Source organism: Saccharopolyspora ipomoeae (genome assembly GCF_029952525.1).
Classification (GTDB): domain Bacteria; phylum Actinomycetota; class Actinomycetes; order Mycobacteriales; family Pseudonocardiaceae; genus Saccharopolyspora; species Saccharopolyspora ipomoeae.
Genome location: NZ_JASAOF010000002.1, coordinates 626,182 through 646,944 on the forward strand (window position 1 = coordinate 626,182; position 20,763 = coordinate 646,944).

Consider the following 20,763-nt stretch of genomic DNA (forward strand, 5'->3'; position numbering starts at 1 on the left):
CGCTCCGGGAGCCGGCGCGAACACCGGGGTCACGGTGAAGCTCCGAACTCCGCGGACGGCCATCGGGCGGTTCCTGCCTAGGACGCGGTCCGGTCCACCTGGCGGTGCCGCTGGAACCGGTCGCGGGCGGTGTCGAGGTCGACGATCGGGGCCGGGTAGCCGAGCCCGCGCAGCTTGGCGGACCCGAGCCGCCAGGGCTGGTGCAGGTCGCGCGGGTCGTCGAGGTCGGCGAGTTCCGGCACCCAAGTTCGCACGTAGTCACCGGTGGGGTCGTAGCGCTCGGCTTGCCGCAGCGGGTTGAGGACGCGGTTCGGACGCGTGTCCGTACCCGTTCCCGCCACCCACTGCCAGTTCATCTGGTTGTTGGCGATGTCGCCGTCGAGCAGGTGCTGCTGGAAGTGCGCCGCACCGGCCCGCCAGTCCAGGTAGAGCGTTTTGGCGAGGAAGCTGCCGGTGATCAGCCGCGCGCGGTTGTGCATCCAGCCCTCGGCGGCCAGCTGCCGCATCCCGGCGTCGACGATCGGGATGCCGGTCCGGCCCTCCTTCCACGCCTGGAGCGCCTGCGGATCGTCGCGCCAGTCGTCGGCGCGCGACCGGTAGTCGTCGTGCGCCGCGCGCGGTCGTGCCGCCAGCACCTGGAAGTGGAAGTCCCGCCAGGCCAGCTGGCGGACGAACGCGTCGGCGCCCTCGGTGTGGCGGGCACCGGCCTCAGCGGCGAGCTCGAGCGCGGACAAGCACCCGAAGTGCAGGTACGGCGACAGCCGGGAAGTCCCGTGTTCGGCGGCGAGATCGTCGTGGCGGCGGTGGTAGTGGTCGACGTCCTCGCCCAGCCAGCGGTGCGCCCGGCGGCGGGCTTCGGTTTCCCCGCCGGGCATCCCCGATTCCCCTCCCGCCCCGACCGGCGCCTCCGGTGCTGACACGGCGGGCGGCAGCCGCAGCCGCCGGGGAGCGGAGGCGATCTCCCGCCGGGCGGCGCCCGCCCAGCGGCGGTGGTACGGGGTGAAGACCGCGAAGTGGTCGTTTCCCTGCGGCGTGATCGTCCCCGCGGCCAGCACGGTGTGGACCGCGTCGTGCACGGCGAGCTCGCAACGACCCGCGAGCGCTTCCGCGAGCCGCCGCTGCCGCCGGACGGCGTAGGCGGAGGCGTCGGCGGCGATGTGCACGGCGGTGGCGTCGACCTCGTGCGCGAGCCGGGCCACCTCGGTGACCAGATCGCCCTCGCAGCGCAGCAGCGCGGCACCGCGCTCGCGCAACCCGGCGTCGAGATCTGCGAGGCACTCGTCGAGGAAGCGCGTGCGGGGGCCGGTGGCGAAACCGGTCGTGGCCAGGGTCTCGTCGTGCACGAACACCGGCAGGACGTGGTCGGCCGCGGCCGCGGCGGCCAGCACCGGGTTGTCGTGCACGCGCAGGTCACGGGTGAACACGACGATGGCGGTCGTGGGCATCGGTGGAGCTCTCCAGGGGGTTGTGGTTCAGCGGGTTGTGGTTCAGCGATTCCGCAGCGCGCAACGCCTTTCCGCGTAGGCCAGGTCGTCGCGCCACAACCGGGCCGCCGTGCGCCTGATGAGCGGGCGCAGCGCGGGCGCGGCCCGCCGGGCAACCGCGAAGCCGGGGCGGGACGAATCAGCCACGACAGCCTCGATGACCGCCGACCTGAACCGGCCGTCCGCCGCCCGGCCGAGCGGTGTCGCGTGCGTTTCCACCACGCTTCCCTCCCCCTCACCCTCGACGATGCGCATCACCACGGTCCTGGGCTCCGGGCAGGAGAACTCCGCGCGCACCGGCACGCCGAACCGGCCCGCCACGCGGAAGGTCACCTCCACCAGGAACCGGTCCTCGGACTGGTCGTCGAGGACGGGCGGAGGCGCGCTGAGGACCGTCAGCCGCGTGAACGAATAGGGGTGGAACCAGGAACCGTGCCAGGGATCCAGCCGGTTGGCGACGATGTCGGACGGTTCGCACACCCCGACCATAGAGGCCACGGCCGCGATGCCGGACGCCCGGGGTGGTCGCTCGGCGAGGACGGGCCGGTCCAACGGCTCCTCCCCTCCGACGCCGTCCAGCCGAACCCACGCGAGAACGCCGTCGTCGTGGCACGGCAGCGGTTTCCACCCCCGTCCGGCGCCCGGACCCACGCGGAGACCGTGCCACCTGCACACCAGGGCGTCGCAGTCCACCGCGGCCTCGCTCAGCGGAGCGCCGAGGTGCGGGCAGCTCCCCGGCCCTGCGTGCAGCCCTCCCCAGGAGTCGCGCCAGGCGACCAGTTCGGTCCCGGCGACCCGGAACCCGCGGGGACGGCCGGAACCGATCTCGCCGCTGGCGGCGAAGACGTACCAGTTCCCGGACGGTCGCGCTTCGGCCCGCTTGAGCGCCGCGTCGATGATCGCCGGCTCGGCGTCCCGGTAGGTGGGTTCCTGCGCGACCCAGCTGCTGTCCGCGACCGGTTGCAGGGGCCAACGCCGGGGCCAGCGCCGATCGAGTGCGTCCCACACGCTCATCGCGTGCCCTCCTTCGCTCTAGCGCTGAGCCAGCGCAGCGCGGCCGACCGGCCGGCGGTCGGCACCGAGAACAGGTCGTGTCCGGGCAGGCCCCATCCGCCGAGCAAGCGGTTGGCGGCCTGCCAGCCGGTGGTGGCCGCACGTTCCATGAGCGCCACCGGCAGGTCGATCCGGATTCCGTCCCCGGCCAGCACCAGACCTGGATGCGGGGTGTCCACGCCCGGCCGCCGGGCGAAGTCCCCCAGACCGAACAGCGGGCAGTCCTCGCGCACGAGGAACCGCTCGGCGATGAGTCCGGCCTGCGCGGTCTCCGGGTAGATCTCGTGCAAGCGGCTCAGCAGCTCCTGGCGGAGCCGGTCGGTGCGGTGATCCTCAGGTAGCGCGTAGGCGTGCAGTTCGACGATCGAACCGCCGTGGCGGGCCGACCAGTCCTGCGCGTCGCGGTCGTAGCGATCGAGCACGCTGATGTTGTCCAGCGGCGCCCGACCGGCCGTGCCCAGGAACGCGGCACGGTGGGGCGCCACGGGCCGGTCGAGCCAGAGGCGCTGGACGAAGAACGGCGGCGCCGCGCGCAAGCTCCGCACCGACTCGGTCCAGCGCGGTGCGTGCAACTCGGGGGACGCGTCGACGACGGCGCGGAGACCGGGCACGTCTGCGGCCAGGACCACGCCGTCGGCCTCCTCGGTGCGGCCCGCGTCGTCGTGCACCCGGAACGCCCGGTCACCGCCGACCCGATCGATCCGCTGGACGGCGGTGCCCATGCGGAAGTCGGCGCCGCGGGCGGTCAAGTACTTCTGCAGCGGAGTCCACAGGCTCCGGTCGAACCCGGCGTCGGGGACGTCGAAGAGGATTCCCTCGCTGGAACCCAGGAAGTAGATGTGGAACATCGCGGCCAGTTCCGCGGCCGACATCTGGGACGGGGGTGCGAAGAAGCTGCGCGAGAAGACCTCGAACGCCAGGTGCCGGGCGGCCGGTGGGAAGTTGATCGACCGCAGGAAGCTCTCGGCGTCGACGTGGTCCAGCGAGTGGTAGATCCCGGGCACGCTGACGTCGCCCAGCGGCGCGGCGGCGCGCGGATCGAGGCGAAGCAGGTCTCGCGCGCGGAAGGTGGGGCTGCGCAGCGCGAAAGCGACCGCGTTCCACGGAGGGTGGCGGGGCAATCCCCGAAAGCTGTCCAGCCGCCCGGACGAGTCGATCAGCGGGTAGTCGTCCAGGGCCGTCAACTTCTCCAGCCCCGGGTCGGCGCGCTGGAGCAGCCGGCGCAGGTTGTAGTACTGCCGGAAGAACGCGTGGAAGCCGCGGCTCATGGCGATCTCCTCGCCACCGAGCTGTTCGGTCCAGCCGCCGACCCGGCCACCGAGGTGCGGTTCGCGCTCGATGAGCTGGACCTCCACCCCGCGCTCGGCGAGCCCGGTCGCCGCGCTCAGCCCCGCGATCCCGCCGCCGACGACGATGACCCGCCGACCCTCGCACGCGGCCGAGGGTTGCTGCGCGCGCGGGCGGTGCGCCCGGTGCCGGACGATCCTGCGGTCGGAACCGATCTCAGCGTCCATCGCGACCTCGATCCGATTCCGCCGGTCGCCGGGCGAGGAAGGTGTGCACCACGTTGCGCTGCCAGCCCGTCATCGTCGCGGTGCGCACGGCGGTCAAGCCCGCGTCGCCGAGCCTGCGGCGGAACCGGCTCACCCCGTCGAACTCGACGACACTGCGCCGCAGGTAGCGGAACAGCGCGGCGTCACCGGTCGTGGCGAACCCGGCGGGAATGATCACGCCGCAGCACACCGCGTTCCAGGTGGCGCGCGCCAGCGGTGAGTCGCCGACGGAGTACTCGTGGACGCACAACGTCCCGCCCGGCCGGAGCAGGGCGCGGAACGCGCGCAGCTGCGCGTCCGGATCGGCCAGGTTGCGGATCAGGTAGGCGGCGAAGATCGCGTCGAACCGGCCGGGTTCCACGGCGCTCCCCGGCGACTCGATCGGCGCGTGCACGAACCGCACCGAGCCCGGCCAGCTCTTGCGCCGCGCGCCCGCCAGCATCGCGGCGGACCCGTCCACCGCGACGATCTCCGCGCGCGGGTACGTCGCCAACAGCGCTGCGGTCGAAGCGCCCGTCCCACAACCGGCGTCGAGCAAGCGCAGACCGGACCCCGCGCCGGGCAAGGCCATCCGGCGCGCCGAACATCGGAGGTGCCGGTGGTAACCGGGATTGGCCGCGACGAGCCGGTCGTAGGCACCGGCCGCGCCGTCGAAGGCCGCGGTCACGTCCGGGCGGAACTCGTCCTGCTTCACCGCGCCTCTCCTTCCCCGGGCGCTGCCGCCTCCGCGCGGCGCGAGCGCTCCCAGAGCAGCAGCACGGAGGTCACCAGCGAGAACCCGAACAGGAAGTCCTCGACGGGGATGTCCCACGGGAACCGCACTCCGGTGAGGTGCTCCTCGGCGTAGACGACGACGGGCTGGTCGAGCCTGGTGAGCATGCCGTCGACCGGGATCTGGAAGCCCAGCACGATGGCCATCGTCAACCAGTAGCCCGGTTTGGCGAACAACCCTGTGCGCAGCCACGCCGACTCCCACACCAGCACGACGAGCACCGACAGCAATGCGGGCAGGGTGTAGCCGATGCCGATCACGGAGCACGCTCCTTCCCGGACCGCGGGCGCCCTGCTCGCCGGGAGGTGCCCAGCAGCGCCTCGACGCACCCGAAGGTCAGCAGCGCGCACAGCGGAACCACGACGAAGAACAGCACTTCCTCGATCGGGAGGCCGAGCGCTCCCACCCCGGAGACGTGACGCGGGTTCAACGACCACACGCCGCTCGCGAGGGCCACCGCGTCCCAGACCAGGAACACCGCGGCGACCGGCAGCACGGCCTTGATCGTGCGCAGCGGTCTGCGGTAGACCCTGCCGCCGAGGAATTCCAGCGGTGCCGTGATGGCCAGGCACAGGGCGAGGACGAGCAGGTAGCGCATCTGATCAGCTGTCATGGCCGCCTCCTGCTCCCCGGTGCTCCGCGGCGTCCGATCCGGTCACGCGATCTCCCTTCGCTCCTGGCGGGTGCCCGGTGCGCGTCCGGCCCGGCGGGCCAGGGTCGAGCGGACCAACCCCGACGTCGCGACGCGGACCCGGCGCCACCGGCCGACCGTCGCGCGGATCCGGAAGACGGCGAAGTCCTCCTCCTCGATGCGGTCCAGGATCTGGGCGTAGAGGGTGCACGCCGTCTCCACGCAGGGACGTGAAACCGGTTCCAGCAGCGCGATTCCCCTCCGGGCGAAGCGGTAGACCTCCCTGGTGGCGGCGTGCTGCTCGGCCAGAGCGCGGCGAACTCGCGGATCGGTGCACCTGCGCTGCCTGCACCAGGTGAGCAGCTCTCGGTCCACCCCGTGCGCGGCCAGTTCGTCGGCCGGCAGGTAGACCCGGTCGCGGTCCAGGTCCTCGGCGACGTCCCGCAGGAAGTTGGTCAGCTGGAACGCCTTGCCCAGGGCCGCGGCGTGCGGTGCGGCGTGTTCGGGCGGGCTCACGGTACCCAGCACCGGGAGCAGCTGCAGCCCGATGGCTTCCGCCGAGCCGCGCACGTACCGGTTCAGGGCCGCTCGGTCCGGGTAGTCGGTCACCGAGAGGTCCATCCGCATCGAAGTCAGGAAGTCCTCGAACAGCGCCCGGCGCAGACCGTAACGCCCAGCGGTGTGCACCACCGCGGCGAGCAGTTCGTCGTTGCTGCAACCCTGGTCGAGACCGGTCAGCAGGTCGCGACGCAGCTCCGCGAGCGCGCGGTCGCGATCGACGCAGGTGCCGGGCGGCGCTGGCTCGTCGACGACGTCGTCGGCCCGGCGCGCGAACCCGTACAGAGCGTGCACCGCCGGCCGCCGTGCCCGGGGAAGCAGTCGGGTGGCCAGGAAGTAGGTCCTGCCGTGCCGCGCGTTGACGCTGCGGCACCGCTGGTAGGCCTGCCGAAGTCGCGGATCGGTGACCCCGGCGGCGTCGAGTTCCGAATCGCTCACGGGTTCTCTTCCCCACAGCTCGCATCGGGCCGAGCCCCCCGCGAGGGCGGGCCCCAGCTCCTGCAACGCGGTTCGCGGCAGGGAGCTTCAGCACAGCTCACCTCAAGTCAGGTGCGCGAATGCGATCGAGACGAGCCTAGGTACAACGCGCGAGCGATGCGACTTGATCTCATCGCTCGCGCCGATGCACCGCGCGCAACGACTTGGGAAGTCGCGGTTCGTAGGTGTTGAAAATCTGGAGTCACGGTTCCACAATAGGTGGTGCAGTGGCTTCGTAGAAAGCTGTGAGCTGCGGAAAGGGGGTGGTGCCTCATCGGAAGTTCTCCCTCCCTTGACCGTTCAGCGGGGCGGTGCGGAGTGGGAGCGCCGCCCCGCGCTCCCGGGTTCGTGTCGTCGTGCGCAACTGGAGAAAAGGGGTGGTAGTGATGACGATGGCGTTGGATCCGTTCTTCCGGGACCTCAACCGGTTGGCCACCGAGGTGTTCGGGACGGCCCGGGCGCCGCAGACGATGGCCATGGACGCCTACCGGACCGGGGAGAACTACGTGGTGGAGTTCGACCTGCCGGGCATCGACCCCGGTTCGCTGGAGGTCAACGCGGAGAACAACACGCTGACCGTGCGCGCCGAGCGCCCCGGTCGAGTCAGCGGTGAGGGCCGCGACGAGGTCAGCTACCTGGCCGCCGAACGTCCCCGCGGCACGTTCTCACGACAGCTGTCGCTGGGTGACGGCCTGGATCTGGACAACATCACCGCCGACTACACCGACGGCGTGCTCACGGTGACCCTGCCGGTGGCCGACCAGGCCAAGCCACGCCGGATCGAGGTCGGCCACGGCGGCGGCCGCCAGGTCATCGAAGGCTCCTCCAGATGACCGCGACCACGAGCCGGTAGCACACCTCCCCATCGGGGCCCGGACGGCCAGGCGGCCTCCGGGCCCTGGCACACGAGCAGCGAAAGGCACGACTGCGCATGGCTGATCCCGCCGCGTCGGAGCGCGCGCACACCGTGTTCGACGACGCCGACTATCCCGCCTACACCATGGGGCGGGCCGCGGAAATGCTCGGCGTCACCCCGGATTTCCTGCGCAGTCTGGACGCCGCGGCGCTGCTGGCCCCCGACCGTTCCGCGGGAGGGCACCGCCGCTACAGCCGCACCGAACTCACGCTGGCCGCCCGAGTGCGCGAGCTCCTCGACAGCGAGCTGACCATCCTCACCGCCGCCTGCCGCATCGCCCAACTCGAACGCGACCTGCACGACGCCCACACGCGCCTGGCCGCGTCACCGGGAAGCGAGGGCACCGATGATCCGCCACGGCCATGACACCAGCGGAAGCGAGCCCGCTGCCGAGGTTCCCGGCCGCCACGCAAGCCGCTGCGAACGCTTCCCGATCCACCGTGAGCGGACGGTCTATTCGCGCGCTCGGAGTTCTCGGCGGAGGAGTTTGCCGGTCACGGTCTTGGGCAGTTCGTCGAGGATTTCGACCTGGCGCGGGTACTTGTAGGCGGCCATGCGCTGCTTGCAGAACGCGATCAGCTCCTCGGCGTCCGCACCGGCCCCGGGCCGCAGGCTCACGAACGCCTTGACCGTCTCACCCCGGTACTCATCAGCCACCCCGACCACCGCTGCTTCGCGGACCGAATCGTGCTCGTAGAGCACGTCCTCGACCTCACGCGGCCAGATCTTGTAACCACCGGCGTTGATCTGGTCCTTCTTCCGATCAACGATGTAGAACCACCCGGCCTCGTCCATGTAGCCGACGTCGCCGGTGCGGAACCGGCCCCCACCCATCGCCCGCACCGTCTCCTCCGGCTTGTTCCAGTACCCGGACACCACCTGCGGACCGGACGTCACCAGCTCACCGACCTCACCCGGCGGCAGCTCCTCACCATCCTCACCGACGACGCGCACCACCGTGTTGTAAACCGGCACCCCCACCGACAACGCACCCGAGGCCGGATCCACCGGGGCGTCCACGCCGAACGGCACCCCGTGCGACGGCGAGGTCGTCTCGGTCAAGCCGTAGATGTTGTGGATGTAGTGGCCGAAGGTGTCCTGGAAGGCCTTGACCGTGCTCGGCGGGATCGGCGCCCCACCCGAATACACCTTCGTGAGACTGGCCAGTGCCTCCTTCTCCGCACCGGGTGAGTTCATCAGCGCGATGAACACCGTGATCGACCCGACCGTGAACGTCGCCCCCTCCTCGCGGACCGTCTCCAAGGTGACGTCCGGGTCCAACCGGTACATCAGCACGAGCGGCGCCCCGACCAGCAGCGACAACGCCACGTGCCCGATCAAACCGGTGATGTGGAACAACGGCGCCACACCCAGGATCACGTCGCCGGAACCGATCCCGACCCAGTCCCGGTAGGTCTGGGCGTTGAACACCACGTTGCGATGCGTGGCCATCGCACCCTTCGGCGGACCCGTCGTCCCCGAGGTGTAGGTCAACAACGCGACGTCATCGGGTCCGATCGACACCTGCGGCGGGACGCTGCCCCGGTGCCGCTCGATCATCTCGGCCATGTCGACCGTTCCCGCGCACGACACCCGCTCAACACCGCCGAAAACCCGCTGATCACCCCGAGTCTGATACTCCAGCTCCGAGGTCGTGATCACGGTGCGGACCTCGGTGTTGGCCACCACCCCATCCGCCACATCGCGATGCAGACCTTGCAGGCACACCAGCACACTCGCCCCGGAATCCCGCAGGATCACCTCCAACTCCCGCTCACGGTTCATCGGATTCACCGACACCGCGATGCCGCCTGCCTTCCAGGTGCCCAACTGGGCGATGACGAACTGCGGCACGTTCTGCGCGTAGATCGCCACCCGCTCCCCCGCCGCGAACCCCGCGTCCACCAGACCCGCCGCGAACGCGTCGCTGAGCTCATCGAGCTCGCGCAACGTGATCCGCCCGTCGAAGTACCGGATGATCTCGCCATCCGGATCGCGCGCCACCGAGGCGGCGAACATGTCCACCGCGTTGTCGTGCTCCACCGCGATCTCAGCGGGCTGACCTGCGGCGTAGCGGGCCAACCACGGCTTGTCGTCGTACACGCTCACAGCGCCTCCTCAGCGGATCGGGTTCCCCCGGACGTAGGCCTCGGCCAGGCCATACAGCCAGATCGACCGACCGAGCACAAGACGACTCACGCTCAAGCGCGTCGGCCGATGCGCCGTCGCGCCGGCCGGGGACCGCATCGCCGAGGGCATCGCGCGGTGACCCGCGCGCTCACAGGTTGCCCAGGACTTCGTCGGGGTCGGCGTCGAGGGCGAGTTCTTCCAGCACGGACATGAGCTTTCGCTCCTCGAACCGGAAGTGGCTCTCCATGATCGCGCCGATGCCCTCCAGGTGGCGTTCGAGCTCCGCAGGGGAGGCGTCCCGGTTCATCGCGACCCGCATGTCGCTCAGCAGGTAGCCGATCATCGAGTGGTCCTGCTCCAGCGCGCGAAGAGTCCCGCGCAGTTCCGGGTGGTCGGCGGCGATCGCCGGGAACAGCTCCCGGTCCTCGCCTTCGTGGTGCCCGGTCAGCGCGGTGCAGAACCCCCGGCAGAACAGCAGCAGATCGCGTCCGGCCTTCTCGACCGCAGCGGAGTCGAGCTCCTCGCGCACGACCGCCAGCGCTTCGCGCAAACGCGCGTGCGCCCGGTGGATCTCCTGGTTCCAGGCGACCAGCCTGGACTTCTCGCCCTCAGTCACGGGAGGGCGAAGGCGTCGACATCATCATGTCGTGTCCTTCGAGTCCCACGCCTCCATGCCTGGCACGGCCTGCCACCGGCACGCGACGCTGGAGCAGAACCTAACACCCCCATCCCACCCAACCCCCAAGATCACCGCACCCCTCCCGCCGCCGGCTTCGGCTCACGTGTTGCGCTCAACGCACCAGGGGACGGTTTTTCCTCGAATCACCCATGATCAATGTCCGTTTTGCCCGGACAGTTTTCACTAAAACTGTCGCCCTCCAGAACCCACGAGCCGCCGGGCGCCCCAGGTCGCGGCTGCGAGTGCCACCGCGGCGAGCGCGAGCCAGAGGAGCGGGGTCCAGGTCCCGGAGGTGAGGGCGTTGCCCGCGGTGATGTAGGTGAGGTTGGCCGGGAGGGTGCCCACCGCCGTGCCCGCGAGGAACGGGAGGGGGCGGACTCGGGTGACGCCGGCGCCGTAGTTGACGACGCCGTAGGGCACGACCGGGAGCAGGCGGCAGAGGATCGTCGCGGTGAAGCCTCGGCGCGCGAACAGGGAGTCCAGGGCTTCGAGGCGTCCGCTGCGCAGTCGTGGCGCGATGGCCTCGCGTCCGAGCAGGCGTGCGATGCCGAAGGCGAGTCCCGCCCCGCTCACGGTCCCGGCCACCACGACGAGCAGCGCGATCGCCGGGGTGAACAGCATCCCGGCGACCGCGGCCAGGGCGGGTCGGGGCACGAACGCGAGTGCGGCGAAGGCGAAGAACAGCAGGAACAGCCACGGCGCCGACCGCCACTGCTCCACCTGCAACAACGACGACCCCGGCACCAGCCACAACCCGACGCCCGAGGCGACGACGAGCAGCGCCACCAAGAGCCACAACCGGGGTGTCATCGAACTTCCCTTCGGAACTCGTGCGCTCGGTGCGAGCACGGCGAGGAGGCTACCCCGGTGGCCTGCGACACTTCCCGGCCCGCGGCGGAAGCAGGCGTCCTCGCCGGTTGTTGAACGGCGTGCTCGGTGCGAGGAGGGTCCAGCGATGCGGTTCGCGACGGTCGTGGTCATCGGCGGTGGGCAGTCCGGCCTGTCGGCGGCCTACCACCTGCGGCGGAAGGGCTTCGCGAGCGCCCTGGAGCGGTCCGAGCGGAGCTTCGTCGTGCTCGACGCCTCGCCCGCGCCCGGCGGGGCGTGGCGGCAGCGCTGGGAGTCGCTGCGGATGGCGACGGTGAACGGGATCTTCGACCTGCCCGGTTTCGCGAAACCCCCGATCGACCCGGACGAGCCCAGCCGGGACGCGGTGCCGCGCTACTTCCGCACCTTCGAGGACGCCGCGGACCTGCCGATCCTGCGTCCGGTGCGAGTCAGCGCGGTCCGCGACGACGATCCCGATCTGATCGTCGAGACCGACGACGGACCGTGGCGGACCCGCGCGATCATCAACGCGACCGGCACGTGGACCAACCCGGTCCTCCCCCACTACCCGGGCCAGGAGACCTTCACCGGGACGCAGCTGCACACCCGCGACTACGTCTCCGCGGAGCACTTCGCCGGTCAGCGCGTGGCGATCGTCGGCGGCGGGATCTCCGCGGTCCAGCAGCTGGAGGAGATCTCCCGGGTCGCCACCACGTTCTGGTACACCCGCCGCGAACCCGACTTCCGCGACGGCGAGTTCGACAGCGAAGCCGGGCGCGAAGTGGTCGCCGAGGTCGCCGCCGACGTGGAGGCCGGCCGCCCCAGCGGCAGCATCGTCTCCTACACCGGCCTCGGCTGGTCCTCCTACGCCCTGGCCGCTCACCGCCGGGGAGCGCTGCAGCGCCGTCCCATGTTCACCAGGATCGAACCGAGGGGGCTCCGCGAAGCGGACGGCACCTTCACCCCGGTCGACGCGATCCTCTGGGCGACGGGCTTCCGGCCCGCGCTCACCCACCTGGACCCGCTCGGGCTGCACAACGAGCTCGGCGGCATCCAGGTGCGCGGCACGCAGGTCGTCGCCGACCCCCGCGTCCACCTCATCGGCTTCGGCCCCTCCCAGTCCACGGTCGGGGCCAACCGCGCGGGCCGCGACGCCGCCACCGCACTGGCCCGCTACCTGCGCGAACCGGTCGTCACCTGAGGCCAGGCCCACTCGGAGGTCTTCGGCGGGACCTGCTGCCGCGCCTAGGCGTCGAGGACCTCGTTGAGGCGGCGCGCCAGGGCGAGGTCGTGTTCGGTGGTGGCGTTCTCGTCGTGGGTGGTGGAGGTGACGGTGACCTGCTTGTAGTCGTGGATGCTGATGTCCGGGTGGTGGTTGGCGCGGTTGGCGACGAAGGCCACGACGTTGGCCAGCTGCATCGCTCCGTTGAAGCCCTTCAGCGTCCAGGTCCGGCTGATCGCGCGCCCGTCACCGCCCCACCCGGGCAGGTCCTCCAGCGCACGAGCCACCTCGTCGTCGCTGAGCATCTCCACTCCTTCCGGCACGGGGACGAGGGCCGCACCGAGTCTACGTTCCGGGTCCTCGGATCAGGGTCTATCTCCCCTACCGGCCCCGGCCCACCGGGCGCGATGGTGGCCTGGCCAGTCGACCGCGGGAGGCCACCATGCTGCGACGACACGAACTCCGCATCCTCGGCGAGATGGAACGCCAGCTGTCCAGCGACGACCCGGCTCTCGCCGACAGGATGACCAACACCCGCATCCACTTCCGCGCGTGGCTGACCCGCCGCAGGGCCTTCGCGCTCGCCGTCGCGGCCCTGTCCCTGCTGTGCCTCGCGCTCGGCGAGGGCGCGGCGTTCTTCACCACCGCCCTGCTCGCAGGAGCCCTGCTGCTGACCCAGAACTGGATCTTCAGGAGCTCGTAGGGAGCGCGCCCAGCAGGCGGACCGCGTTGCCGCCCCGGATCGCGTCCACCGCGGCGGGGTCGAGGTCCGCTGCGCGGAGGCGGTCGACGGGATCGTCGACCCCCATGTCGAACGGGTAGTCGCTTCCGAGGGTGATCTGGGTGGGGCCCATCGTGGTGATCAGGTGGCGGAGCTGGTCGGGTGTGTAGACCAGGGAGTCGACGTAGGTGCGGCGGAGGAGTTCGCTGGGCGGGGCCTGGGTGGTGCGGGCGTCGGCGCGCATCGTCCAGGCGTGGTCGGCGCGGGTCAGGTAGCTGCCGAGGTAGCCGCCGCCGTGGGCGGACCAGATCTTCAGGCGCGGGTGGCGCTCCAGCAGGCCGGAGAAGGTGATGCGGGACAGGGCCAGGGCCGTTTCCACCGGGTTGCCGACGGTGTTGAACAGGTAGTAGGCGTTGAGCCGTTCGCCCAGGGTGCAGCCCCACGGGTGGATGAGGATCGCGGCGTCCAGCTCCTCGGCCGCGGCCCAGAACTCCGCCAGCGACGGGTCGTCGAGCTCGACGCCGGGCGCGGCGGCGGTGGAGATCTGCACGCCCCGCATCCCCCGCCCCCGCACGGCGTCGCGCAGCTGCTCCACGGCCAGATCGGGGTGCTGCAGCGAGACCGTCCCGATGCCGACGAACCTGTCCGGTCGGCTCGCGACGAGCGCGGCGACCGCGTCGTTGGCCAGCGCCGCGATGCGCTCGGCGAGATCCCGCGACGCCCAGCTGTGCGGCAGCGGAACCGGGCTGACCGCCTGGACGTCGACCCCTGCGCGGTCCATCGCCGCGATCCGGGCGTCCACATCGGTCAGCTTCACCGAGAGCGACCGGATCTGCTCGACGTTGTGGGCGGCCGACTCCGGCCCCAGCGACGCGCCGTCGATCTCCCGCTGCCGGGCCAGCCCCGGCTCGTCGGCGATCAGCGCGTCGACGGCGGGCGTCCCCACGTGGGCGTGGACGTCGACCGCCGGAACGGTGCGGGGCATCGGTTCCTCCTCGTTGAGCGGGGTCATAGCGGGGCCATGGCCGCCGTGGTGACGGCGTGGGCCGCCGCGACATCGCCGGTGCCGGGTTCGACCGCGGACGTGGTGACGCCGGTGCGGATGCGGGCACCGGACTTCCGGGCGGCGGCGACCAGGATGTCGTGCGGGCGTCGGCGGGTGATGCCGTTGTTCGGCGGCAAGCCCTCCCCCGCGGGCGGGAATTCGTCCGCCCGCAGCAAGGTCTCGCCGTCGGCGGTCCAGCTGCGCATCCCCACCATCGGATGCCCCTGAGCCACGCACTCCTCGGCCACGCCCAGCCGGTCCAGCGCGCGCAGCGCGTTGCCCGGCTGGATGATCCCGACGCCGTGGACCGACCACTCGGCGTCCTTCTCCACCAGGTCGACCTCGACGCCTGCCTGGCGCAGCGCGAGGGTCGCCGACAGCCCGCCGATGCCGCCGCCGACGACCAGCACCCGCCGCACGCTCACCGCGATCCGCCCACCTGGTCGCCGAAGAAGTCGCGCACGTTCTCGCCCGCGATGGCCTCGTCGTTCTTCGCGGCGGCCGCACCGACCGGCAGCGGCCAGGCCTCGTGGAAGCCCTCCGGGGCCTCGACGTTGCGCCAGATGCTCTGCCCCGGGTTGCCGCCGGCGGCCTGGTAGGTGGTGGTCTCCCAGTCCGGCATGGTGTTGATCCAGCCACCGGAGTTGATCTCCATCCGGAAGCCGCCGGGTTCGCGGACGTAGAGGTAGGTGATCTCGTCGATGCCGTGCACGCCCGGCCCGAACTCGATCGGCGTGTCGTTGGCCAGGAACACCTCCGCGGCCCGCTCCACGTCCTGGCGCTGGTCGACGCGGAAAGCGATGTGGTGGGCGCGCCCGGTCATGCCGCTGAAGTCGGGCACCAGCGCGAGGTCGTGGGTGGAGCGGATCCCGTTGCAGGTCAAGGTGGAGAACACCTCGAATCCCGGTTCGACCTCGGTCTGCGCGGTGTGGCGGGCGCCGAGGCGCTTGTAGAAGTCGATGTCGCCGACCATGTTCTGCGTCGGCATCGTCACGTGGTCGAGGTAGCGGGCGCCGATGCCCTTGCCGGAGAACCGCTGCGGCCGGTTCTTGATCACCGGGTCCTGCTTCTCCGGCGGCGCCTGGTAGCGCTCGACGTCCCAGAACACCTCGTGCAGGTGCCGGCCGTGCGGCGCGCGGTACTGGTAGGTGGCGCCGTGGCCCTCCCAGTCGTCGACCCAGCCCACGGCCTCCTCGGTGCCGGCGAGCCGCTTGGCGACTGTCTCCGGGTCCTCGGGTCCGTAGGTGCGCCAGCCGATCCTGCCCACGCCGGGCTCGCGGCCCTCGGTGATGATGAGGCTGGAGTGCAGCCACTCCGCCCAGCCGCGCAGGTAGACCGACCGGCCCTCGCGGGAGGTCTCCTCCAGGCCGAAGACCTCCTTCATCCACTCCACGGTCTCGGCGGGCTTCGGGCTGATCAGCTCGACGTGGGCGAGCTGCGACAACAAGATCTCCGACATGGGAACTCCTCGGGGGAGAAGGGGGTTCAGGCCCAGCAGGTCAGGGGGCGGCCGCCGTTGTAGGCGACCATGTCGCGCAGCGCGGCGCCGGGGTCGAGCGGTCGCCCGGACTCCTCGGCGTAGGCGCTGTGCAGGTTGCCGACGATGCGCTCACCGTCGGTCCACTCGGCGAAGCGGCCGAGATCGGTCTCGCGCGCCAGCTCCAGCGGGCTCAGCCCGGCTTCGCGGCCGCGTTCGGCGACGTCGAGGACGAAGCGCAGGTAGTCCAGCACCTCGTCGATCACCTCCGGCCCGCACACCGGGCCGTGGCCGGGCACGATGGTGGTGGCGCCCAGGGGTTTCAGGAAGTTCTCCAGCACCTCGACGGAACCGCGCACCGACCCGGACAGCAGGAACGGGGTGCCGCCGTGGAACACGAGGTCACCGGCGAAGAGCACCTCGCGCTCCGGGATCCACACGACCACGTCGTTGCTGGTGTGCGCCGTGCGTCCGGGGTGGATGAGCTCGCAGCGCAGGTCGTCGGCCCACACCGAGATCCGGTCGGTGAAGGTGAGGAACGGCAGCTGCAGCTCCAGATCCCCGTAGTCCACTTCGGACCAGACGCCGTCGTTGGAGGGCAGCCCCAGGGCGCGCATCTCGGGCCGCGCCTGCTCGTGGGCGACGATGGTGGCGTTGGGGAAGAACCCGTTGCCCGCAGTGTGATCCGGGTGGTGGTGGGTGTTGACCAGCGTCCGCACCGGGGCGGTGGTCACCTCGCCGATGGCCGCCAGCAGGTCGCGGGTGCGGCGTTCGGTCGCGCAGGCGTCGATGCACACCACGCCCGAGCGGCCGACCACGAACCCGCTGTTGTTGATCATCCAGCTGCCGTCGGGCTGGACGAACGCGTGGACCCCGTCGGAGACCTCCTCGGCGCGTCCCGGCTGCGGCCCGCTCATCGGGGCTCCTGCACGCAGGTGTTGCGCTGCACGCCGATTCCCGAGATCCCGGCTTCCACGACATCACCGGGCCCGAGCCAGCGCTGCCACTTGCCGCCGTTGCCCGCCGGGCTGCCGGTCAGCACCAGGTCGCCCGGGTAGAGGGTGGTGGCCGTCGACGCGGCGGCGATGATCGCCTCCACGTCGAACAGCAGGTTCGCCGGGACGTCGGACTGCTTGCGCTCGCCGTTGAGGTCGAGGGTGATCTCCCGCTCCCGGTAGTCGCCCAGCACCTCGACCGGGGTGATGAACGGGCCCGTCGGCAGGAACGTCGGCCGGTTCTTCGCGCGGATCCAGTCGCCGCCCAGCGGCCGGTGCTCCGGCGGGAACTGCAGGTCCCGGGCGCTGATGTCGTTGCACACGGTGAACCCGGCGACGTGCTCCATCACGCGTTCGCGCGGGACCCGGTGCGCGGTCTTGCCGATGACCGCGGTCAGCTCGACCTCCCAGTCGACCTTGGCGGACTCGGCGGGCAGCAGCACGTCGTCGTCGGGACCGCAGATCGCGGCCGGGAGACCGGAGAAGAAGAACGGGCTGCCCGTGCGGGTCTTCTCGTCCATCATCGTCTCCGCCTCGCGGCGCAGCTCCTCGTCGCTGCGGGTGTCGTCGGGTTCGCGGCCCGACAGCACGATCTCGGCGACGTGGCTGCGGTAGTTCGCGCCCGCCTGGATGATCTGGCGCGGCATCACCGGCGCCCGCACCGCCAGCTCGGCCAGCGGTCTGCCGCCGCCGTCGGCGAGCGTCGCCGCCCGTTCCGGGAGCCGGTCGCGCACCGACTCCCACTCGTCCAGCAGATCCCGGACCGTCGCCGCCTCCAGCGGCATCACCCGGTCGCCCGAGACGAGTCCGGCGAATTCACCGTTCCCGTCCGAGAAAGTCCCCAGCGCGTAGCCGTCGACCCGTCGCGTCATCGCGTCCTCCTTCGACGCGTTCGACGCTAAGGCGCGTGGGGGTGAGCGCGGAAATGCGCGGTGTGGATACCAGCTATGGCACGACGGACAGCAGTTGGTCGCGCAACCAGCGGTGGCCGGGGTCGGCGTCGCGGCGGCTGTGCCAGTAGGCGGACTCCCGCACCGGGCGCAGCTCGAAATCCGGTTCCAGCAGCACGATGTCGGCGGCGGGCGCGAGCTTCTCGCCGAGGCTCTGCGGGATGATGGTGACCATGTCGGTGCCTGCCATGAGGAACGGCATGGTGATGAAGTTGACCGAGGTCGCCTCCGGCCGCGGCGTCACCCCGGCCCGCTCGATGTCCTCGTCCATGAGGCTGCACCCGTTGGGCGGCGCGAACGCCAGGTACGGGTGCTGCTCCAGGGCCCGCAGCGGCAGCACTCCTCCCCCGGCCAGCGGGTGCTGCGACCACGCCGCGCCGACGTAGCGGTCGCGGACCACGGGCGCGCTGGAGCACGAGTCGGAGAGCATCTCCTCGCCGAGCACCTCGGGCAGGATGACCAGGTCGATCTCGTCGCGCTCGACCATGCGGGCCGCGTCGGCCGACAGCGACCCGAGCTCCAGGCGGACGTTGGGCACCAGGCCGTTCACCCGGGCCAGCAGCGGCCGCATGATCACCACGCCCACGTAGTCGCTGGCCACGAGGTTGAACGTCCGCTCGTCGCGGCCCGGGTCGAAGTCGGGCGGCGCGACGATGTGCTGCTCGATGGTGGCCAGCACCTCCCGCACCGGCTCGATCAGCGCCTCGCCGCGCGGCGTCAACCGCAGGTAGCGGCCCTGCCGGACCAGCAGCGGGTCGTCGAGGATCTTGCGCAACCGCGCCAGGGCCGTGCTGGTCGCCGGCTGCGACATGTGCAGCCGCTCGGCGGCCCGGGTGACGTTCTGCTCGCGCAGCAGCGCGTCCAGCACGACCAGCAGGTTCAGATCCACCTGAGCGAGGTTCACCCGGGCCCCTTCCAGCGCCGTTGCGACCCCGCGATCCTACGAGCTCGCTCAGCCCGGGGTCGGCGCGGCGACCCGGCCGACCGGGGCGCCGGTCTTGGCCACCACCTCGTCCTCGGTGACTCCGGGGGCGAGGTCGACCAGGGCGAACCCGTCGGGGGTGACGTCGAGGACGGCGAGGTCGGTGATGACGCGGTTGACCACGCCCGCGCCGGTCAGCGGCAGCGAGCAGCGCTCGACGAGCTTCGGGCTGCCGTCCTTGGCGACGTGGTCGGTGAGCACGACGATCCGGCGCGCGCCGACGACCAGGTCCATCGCGCCGCCCATGCCCTTGACCAGCGCGCCGGGGATCGTCCAGTTCGCCAGGTCGCCGTTGGCGCCGACCTGCAGCGCGCCGAGCACGGCGATGTCGATGTGCCCGCCGCGCATCATCGCGAACGAGGCCGCCGAGTCGAAGTAGCTCGCCCCGGGGTTGATCGTGACGGTCTGCTTGCCGGCGTTGATGAGGTCGGCGTCCTCCTCGCCCTCGAACGGGAACGGGCCGACGCCGAGGATGCCGTTCTCGCTCTGCAGCGTCACCTCCACGCCGTCGGGGACGTGGTTGGCGACGAGGGTGGGGATGCCGATGCCGAGGTTGACGTAGTCGCCGTCGCGGAGTTCGGCGGCGGCCAGCGCCGCCATCTCATCCCGGGTCCAGGTCATGTGCTGCTCCTAGTTCGTCGCGGCGGCGCGGGGGCGCACCGTGCGCTTCTCGATGTCCTTGACCCGCGGCCGGGCCCGCACAAGCCGGTTCACGTAGATGCCGGGGGTCACGACCTGCTCGGGGTCGAGGTGCTCGTCGCTGAGGTGCTCGACCTCCACGACCGCCACCCGCCCGCAGGTGGCCACCACCGGGTTGAAGTTGCGCGAGCTGGCCCGGTACGCGAGGTTGCCCGCCGGGTCGGCGGTGTGGGCGTGGACGAGCGCTACGTCGGCGACGATGGCGCGTTCCTGCACGTAGGTGCGCCCGTCGAACTCGGCGTGCGGCTTGCCCTCGGCGACCGGGGTGCCGACCCCGGCGCGGGTGTAGAAGGCGGCGATGCCCGCACCTCCGGCCCGCATCCGCTCCGACAGCGTGCCCTGCGGCGCGAACTCGACCTCCAGGGTCTTGTCGAGGTACTGCTGGGCGAACAGCTTGTTCTCCCCGACGTAGGACGAGATCGCCTTGGCGACCTGCTTGTTCTCCAGCAGCAGGCCGAGGCCCTTGCCGTCGACGCCCATGTTGTTCGACACCACCGTCAGCCCGGTGACGCCGCTGTCGCGCACGACCTCGATGAGGTCGTTGGGCACGCCGCTCAACCCGAACCCGCCGACCGCCAGGGTCATGCCGTCGGTGAGCACGCCCGCCAGCGCCTCCTGCGCGTCACTCCGCAGCTTCGACAACTCGTCACCTCTCCCCGTCCAACTACCGGACGCCTGGGAGTAAAGGCGGATCGTGCTGTTCACCGCAACATTCGGGTGTGATCCGCTCACCCACCGAGCATCGGCAGCATTCCGCGTCCGCTCAGTGGACGCTATTCTCGGGTGGTGACGGACAACCACCTCGTCGGCAAGATCGGCGCCCTGCTGCGCGCGCTGTCGGCCAGGAACACCGGCGCGGCGACGACCGATCTCGCCCGCGACACCGGGCTCCCCCGCCCGACCGCGCACCGCCTGCTGAGCTCGCTGGCCGACGAGGGCTTCGTCGACCGCGACCAGCAGACGGGCAGCTGGTTCCTCGGCCCGGAGCTCTACCTGCTCGGCCAGACCGCCGGGTCCCGCTACGACGTCACCCACCAGGCCCGCGACAGCGTCCACCGGCTGGCCACCAAAACCGGCGAGAGCGCGTTCTTCTCCGCCCTGCGCGGCGAGGAGACGGTCTGCCTGGTCCGCGAGGACGGCGACTTCCCGATCCGCTCGTTCGTCCTCTACGAGGGCGCCCGCTTCCCCCTGGGCGTGGTCTCAGCGGGCCTGGTCCTGCTCGCCTTCCAGGACGACGCGACGATCGACGCCTACCTGCACCGCGCCGACCTCACCACCCGCTGGGGGCCGGAGCACTCCCCCGAGTCGATCCGCGAGCGCATCGCCCGCACACGCCGCCACGGCTACGCCCTCAACCCGGGCCTGGTCGTCGAAGGCAGCTGGGGCATGGCCGCCGCGGTCTTCGACCCCCAGGGCAAACCCGCCTGGGCCCTCACCCTCACCGGCATCGAATCCCGCTTCAAACCCAGCCGCCAACCAGACCTCGGCGCGCTCCTCCTCCACGAAGCCCACACACTCACCCGAGCCCTCAACACCCGCTGACCGGCCACGCAACCCCTCACGTCGAAAACCCCGGTTTTCGTCGCGCGAA

General features: G+C 71.3%; 24 protein-coding genes. 5 read left to right on the forward strand and 19 right to left on the reverse strand.

The window, feature by feature from the left end:
- Window positions 1–77: 77 nt before the first annotated feature.
- From QFW96_RS06435 to QFW96_RS06465, 7 genes are read right to left on the reverse strand one after another with little or no spacing between them, the layout of a single operon-like run.
- Window positions 78–1,445, reverse strand: coding sequence for a cryptochrome/photolyase family protein (locus QFW96_RS06435; protein ID WP_281454602.1), 1,368 nt, complete (start codon window positions 1,443–1,445; stop codon window positions 78–80).
- 42 nt (window positions 1,446–1,487) lie between these two features.
- The gene (locus QFW96_RS06440; RefSeq protein WP_281454603.1) at window positions 1,488–2,498 is read right to left on the reverse strand and encodes a DUF5914 domain-containing protein; all 1,011 of its coding nucleotides are present in this window, start codon (window positions 2,496–2,498) and stop codon (window positions 1,488–1,490) included.
- Window positions 2,495–4,051 (reverse strand): hydroxysqualene dehydroxylase, encoded by a 1,557-nt coding sequence (locus QFW96_RS06445; RefSeq protein ID WP_281454604.1) that lies wholly within the window; start codon window positions 4,049–4,051, stop codon window positions 2,495–2,497. The genes QFW96_RS06440 and QFW96_RS06445 overlap by 4 nt, the downstream gene beginning before the upstream one ends.
- Window positions 4,041–4,784, reverse strand: coding sequence for a class I SAM-dependent methyltransferase (locus QFW96_RS06450; protein WP_281454605.1), 744 nt, complete (start codon window positions 4,782–4,784; stop codon window positions 4,041–4,043). Before QFW96_RS06450 ends, QFW96_RS06445 begins: the two co-directional genes overlap by 11 nt.
- A complete protein-coding gene (locus QFW96_RS06455; protein ID WP_281454606.1) occupies window positions 4,781–5,122 on the reverse strand; it encodes a lycopene cyclase domain-containing protein in 342 nt (113 codons plus the stop codon). Before QFW96_RS06455 ends, QFW96_RS06450 begins: the two co-directional genes overlap by 4 nt.
- Complete coding sequence (locus tag QFW96_RS06460; protein WP_281454607.1) at window positions 5,119–5,475, reverse strand: lycopene cyclase domain-containing protein; 357 nt, start codon at window positions 5,473–5,475, stop codon at window positions 5,119–5,121. Before QFW96_RS06460 ends, QFW96_RS06455 begins: the two co-directional genes overlap by 4 nt.
- Before the next feature lie 42 nt (window positions 5,476–5,517).
- Window positions 5,518–6,489 carry a phytoene/squalene synthase family protein gene (locus tag QFW96_RS06465; RefSeq protein ID WP_281454608.1) on the reverse strand — a complete coding sequence of 324 codons (972 nt, stop codon included), beginning with the start codon at window positions 6,487–6,489 and terminating at the stop codon, window positions 5,518–5,520.
- 425 nt (window positions 6,490–6,914) lie between these two features.
- Between QFW96_RS06465 and QFW96_RS06470 the strand changes: the two genes are divergently transcribed.
- Window positions 6,915–7,361 carry an Hsp20/alpha crystallin family protein gene (locus QFW96_RS06470; RefSeq protein ID WP_281454609.1) on the forward strand — a complete coding sequence of 149 codons (447 nt, stop codon included), beginning with the start codon at window positions 6,915–6,917 and terminating at the stop codon, window positions 7,359–7,361.
- 98 nt (window positions 7,362–7,459) lie between these two features.
- The gene (locus QFW96_RS06475) at window positions 7,460–7,810 is read left to right on the forward strand and encodes a MerR family transcriptional regulator (RefSeq protein ID WP_281454610.1); all 351 of its coding nucleotides are present in this window, start codon (window positions 7,460–7,462) and stop codon (window positions 7,808–7,810) included.
- 87 nt (window positions 7,811–7,897) lie between these two features.
- On the opposite strand, the gene QFW96_RS06480 is transcribed toward QFW96_RS06475, so the two are convergent.
- From QFW96_RS06480 to QFW96_RS06490, 3 genes are all read right to left on the reverse strand, one after another.
- A complete protein-coding gene (locus tag QFW96_RS06480) occupies window positions 7,898–9,553 on the reverse strand; it encodes a class I adenylate-forming enzyme family protein (RefSeq protein WP_281454611.1) in 1,656 nt (551 codons plus the stop codon).
- 169 nt (window positions 9,554–9,722) lie between these two features.
- Complete coding sequence (locus QFW96_RS06485) at window positions 9,723–10,190, reverse strand: hemerythrin domain-containing protein (RefSeq protein WP_281454612.1); 468 nt, start codon at window positions 10,188–10,190, stop codon at window positions 9,723–9,725.
- 246 nt (window positions 10,191–10,436) lie between these two features.
- Window positions 10,437–11,063, reverse strand: a complete 627-nt coding sequence (locus QFW96_RS06490) for a TVP38/TMEM64 family protein (protein WP_281454613.1) — start codon at window positions 11,061–11,063, stop codon at window positions 10,437–10,439.
- 145 nt (window positions 11,064–11,208) lie between these two features.
- Between QFW96_RS06490 and QFW96_RS06495 the strand changes: the two genes are divergently transcribed.
- Window positions 11,209–12,282 (forward strand): NAD(P)-binding domain-containing protein, encoded by a 1,074-nt coding sequence (locus QFW96_RS06495; protein WP_281454614.1) that lies wholly within the window; start codon window positions 11,209–11,211, stop codon window positions 12,280–12,282.
- A 44-nt stretch (window positions 12,283–12,326) separates the two neighbouring features.
- Here QFW96_RS06495 and QFW96_RS06500 read toward each other — a convergent pair whose 3' ends face one another.
- Window positions 12,327–12,608 (reverse strand): 4a-hydroxytetrahydrobiopterin dehydratase, encoded by a 282-nt coding sequence (locus QFW96_RS06500; RefSeq protein WP_281454615.1) that lies wholly within the window; start codon window positions 12,606–12,608, stop codon window positions 12,327–12,329.
- Window positions 12,609–12,745: 137 nt separating this feature from the next.
- Between QFW96_RS06500 and QFW96_RS06505 the strand changes: the two genes are divergently transcribed.
- Entirely contained in the window at window positions 12,746–13,006 is a 261-nt protein-coding gene (locus QFW96_RS06505; RefSeq protein ID WP_281454616.1) for a DUF3040 domain-containing protein, read from the forward strand.
- Here QFW96_RS06505 and QFW96_RS06510 read toward each other — a convergent pair.
- From QFW96_RS06510 to QFW96_RS06545, 8 genes are all read right to left on the reverse strand, one after another.
- Entirely contained in the window at window positions 12,993–14,009 is a 1,017-nt protein-coding gene (locus tag QFW96_RS06510) for an amidohydrolase family protein (RefSeq protein WP_281454617.1), read from the reverse strand. The genes QFW96_RS06505 and QFW96_RS06510 overlap by 14 nt on opposite strands.
- A gap of 23 nt (window positions 14,010–14,032) precedes the next feature.
- Window positions 14,033–14,494 carry an FAD-dependent monooxygenase gene (locus QFW96_RS06515; protein ID WP_281454618.1) on the reverse strand — a complete coding sequence of 154 codons (462 nt, stop codon included), beginning with the start codon at window positions 14,492–14,494 and terminating at the stop codon, window positions 14,033–14,035.
- Entirely contained in the window at window positions 14,491–15,528 is a 1,038-nt protein-coding gene (locus tag QFW96_RS06520; RefSeq protein WP_281454619.1) for a VOC family protein, read from the reverse strand. The genes QFW96_RS06515 and QFW96_RS06520 overlap by 4 nt, the downstream gene beginning before the upstream one ends.
- 26 nt (window positions 15,529–15,554) lie before the next feature.
- Window positions 15,555–16,463, reverse strand: a complete 909-nt coding sequence (locus tag QFW96_RS06525) for an MBL fold metallo-hydrolase (RefSeq protein WP_281454620.1) — start codon at window positions 16,461–16,463, stop codon at window positions 15,555–15,557.
- Window positions 16,460–17,413 carry a fumarylacetoacetate hydrolase family protein gene (locus tag QFW96_RS06530; protein WP_281454621.1) on the reverse strand — a complete coding sequence of 318 codons (954 nt, stop codon included), beginning with the start codon at window positions 17,411–17,413 and terminating at the stop codon, window positions 16,460–16,462. Before QFW96_RS06530 ends, QFW96_RS06525 begins: the two co-directional genes overlap by 4 nt.
- 73 nt (window positions 17,414–17,486) lie before the next feature.
- On the reverse strand, window positions 17,487–18,380 hold the full coding sequence (locus QFW96_RS06535) for a LysR family transcriptional regulator (RefSeq protein WP_281454622.1): 894 nt from the start codon (window positions 18,378–18,380) through the stop codon (window positions 17,487–17,489).
- Window positions 18,381–18,443: 63 nt separating this feature from the next.
- Window positions 18,444–19,094 carry a 3-oxoacid CoA-transferase subunit B gene (locus QFW96_RS06540; protein ID WP_281454623.1) on the reverse strand — a complete coding sequence of 217 codons (651 nt, stop codon included), beginning with the start codon at window positions 19,092–19,094 and terminating at the stop codon, window positions 18,444–18,446.
- Between the two features lie 9 nt (window positions 19,095–19,103).
- Window positions 19,104–19,814, reverse strand: a complete 711-nt coding sequence (locus tag QFW96_RS06545) for a CoA transferase subunit A (RefSeq protein WP_281454624.1) — start codon at window positions 19,812–19,814, stop codon at window positions 19,104–19,106.
- A gap of 144 nt (window positions 19,815–19,958) precedes the next feature.
- On the opposite strand from QFW96_RS06545, the gene QFW96_RS06550 reads away from it, so the two are divergent.
- Window positions 19,959–20,714, forward strand: coding sequence for an IclR family transcriptional regulator (locus tag QFW96_RS06550; RefSeq protein WP_281454625.1), 756 nt, complete (start codon window positions 19,959–19,961; stop codon window positions 20,712–20,714).
- Window positions 20,715–20,763: the final 49 nt, after the last annotated feature.

Excerpts from the sequence above, each read along its gene's own strand:
- QFW96_RS06435 (WP_281454602.1), bottom strand. The coding sequence starts at position 1,445 with ATGCCCACGACCGCCATCGTCGTGTTCACCCGTGACCTGCGCGTGCAC.
- QFW96_RS06505 (WP_281454616.1), top strand. The coding sequence starts at position 12,746 with ATGCTGCGACGACACGAACTCCGCATCCTCGGCGAGATGGAACGCCAG.
- QFW96_RS06460 (WP_281454607.1), bottom strand. The coding sequence starts at position 5,475 with ATGACAGCTGATCAGATGCGCTACCTGCTCGTCCTCGCCCTGTGCCTG.
- QFW96_RS06540 (WP_281454623.1), bottom strand. The coding sequence starts at position 19,094 with ATGACCTGGACCCGGGATGAGATGGCGGCGCTGGCCGCCGCCGAACTC.
- QFW96_RS06525 (WP_281454620.1), bottom strand. The coding sequence starts at position 16,463 with ATGAGCGGGCCGCAGCCGGGACGCGCCGAGGAGGTCTCCGACGGGGTC.
- QFW96_RS06495 (WP_281454614.1), top strand. The coding sequence starts at position 11,209 with ATGCGGTTCGCGACGGTCGTGGTCATCGGCGGTGGGCAGTCCGGCCTG.
- QFW96_RS06440 (WP_281454603.1), bottom strand. The coding sequence starts at position 2,498 with ATGAGCGTGTGGGACGCACTCGATCGGCGCTGGCCCCGGCGTTGGCCC.
- QFW96_RS06530 (WP_281454621.1), bottom strand. The coding sequence starts at position 17,413 with ATGACGCGACGGGTCGACGGCTACGCGCTGGGGACTTTCTCGGACGGG.
- QFW96_RS06470 (WP_281454609.1), top strand. The coding sequence starts at position 6,915 with ATGACGATGGCGTTGGATCCGTTCTTCCGGGACCTCAACCGGTTGGCC.
- QFW96_RS06490 (WP_281454613.1), bottom strand. The coding sequence starts at position 11,063 with ATGACACCCCGGTTGTGGCTCTTGGTGGCGCTGCTCGTCGTCGCCTCG.
- QFW96_RS06500 (WP_281454615.1), bottom strand. The coding sequence starts at position 12,608 with ATGCTCAGCGACGACGAGGTGGCTCGTGCGCTGGAGGACCTGCCCGGG.
- QFW96_RS06510 (WP_281454617.1), bottom strand. The coding sequence starts at position 14,009 with ATGCCCCGCACCGTTCCGGCGGTCGACGTCCACGCCCACGTGGGGACG.
- QFW96_RS06445 (WP_281454604.1), bottom strand. The coding sequence starts at position 4,051 with ATGGACGCTGAGATCGGTTCCGACCGCAGGATCGTCCGGCACCGGGCG.
- QFW96_RS06520 (WP_281454619.1), bottom strand. The coding sequence starts at position 15,528 with ATGTCGGAGATCTTGTTGTCGCAGCTCGCCCACGTCGAGCTGATCAGC.
- QFW96_RS06475 (WP_281454610.1), top strand. The coding sequence starts at position 7,460 with ATGGCTGATCCCGCCGCGTCGGAGCGCGCGCACACCGTGTTCGACGAC.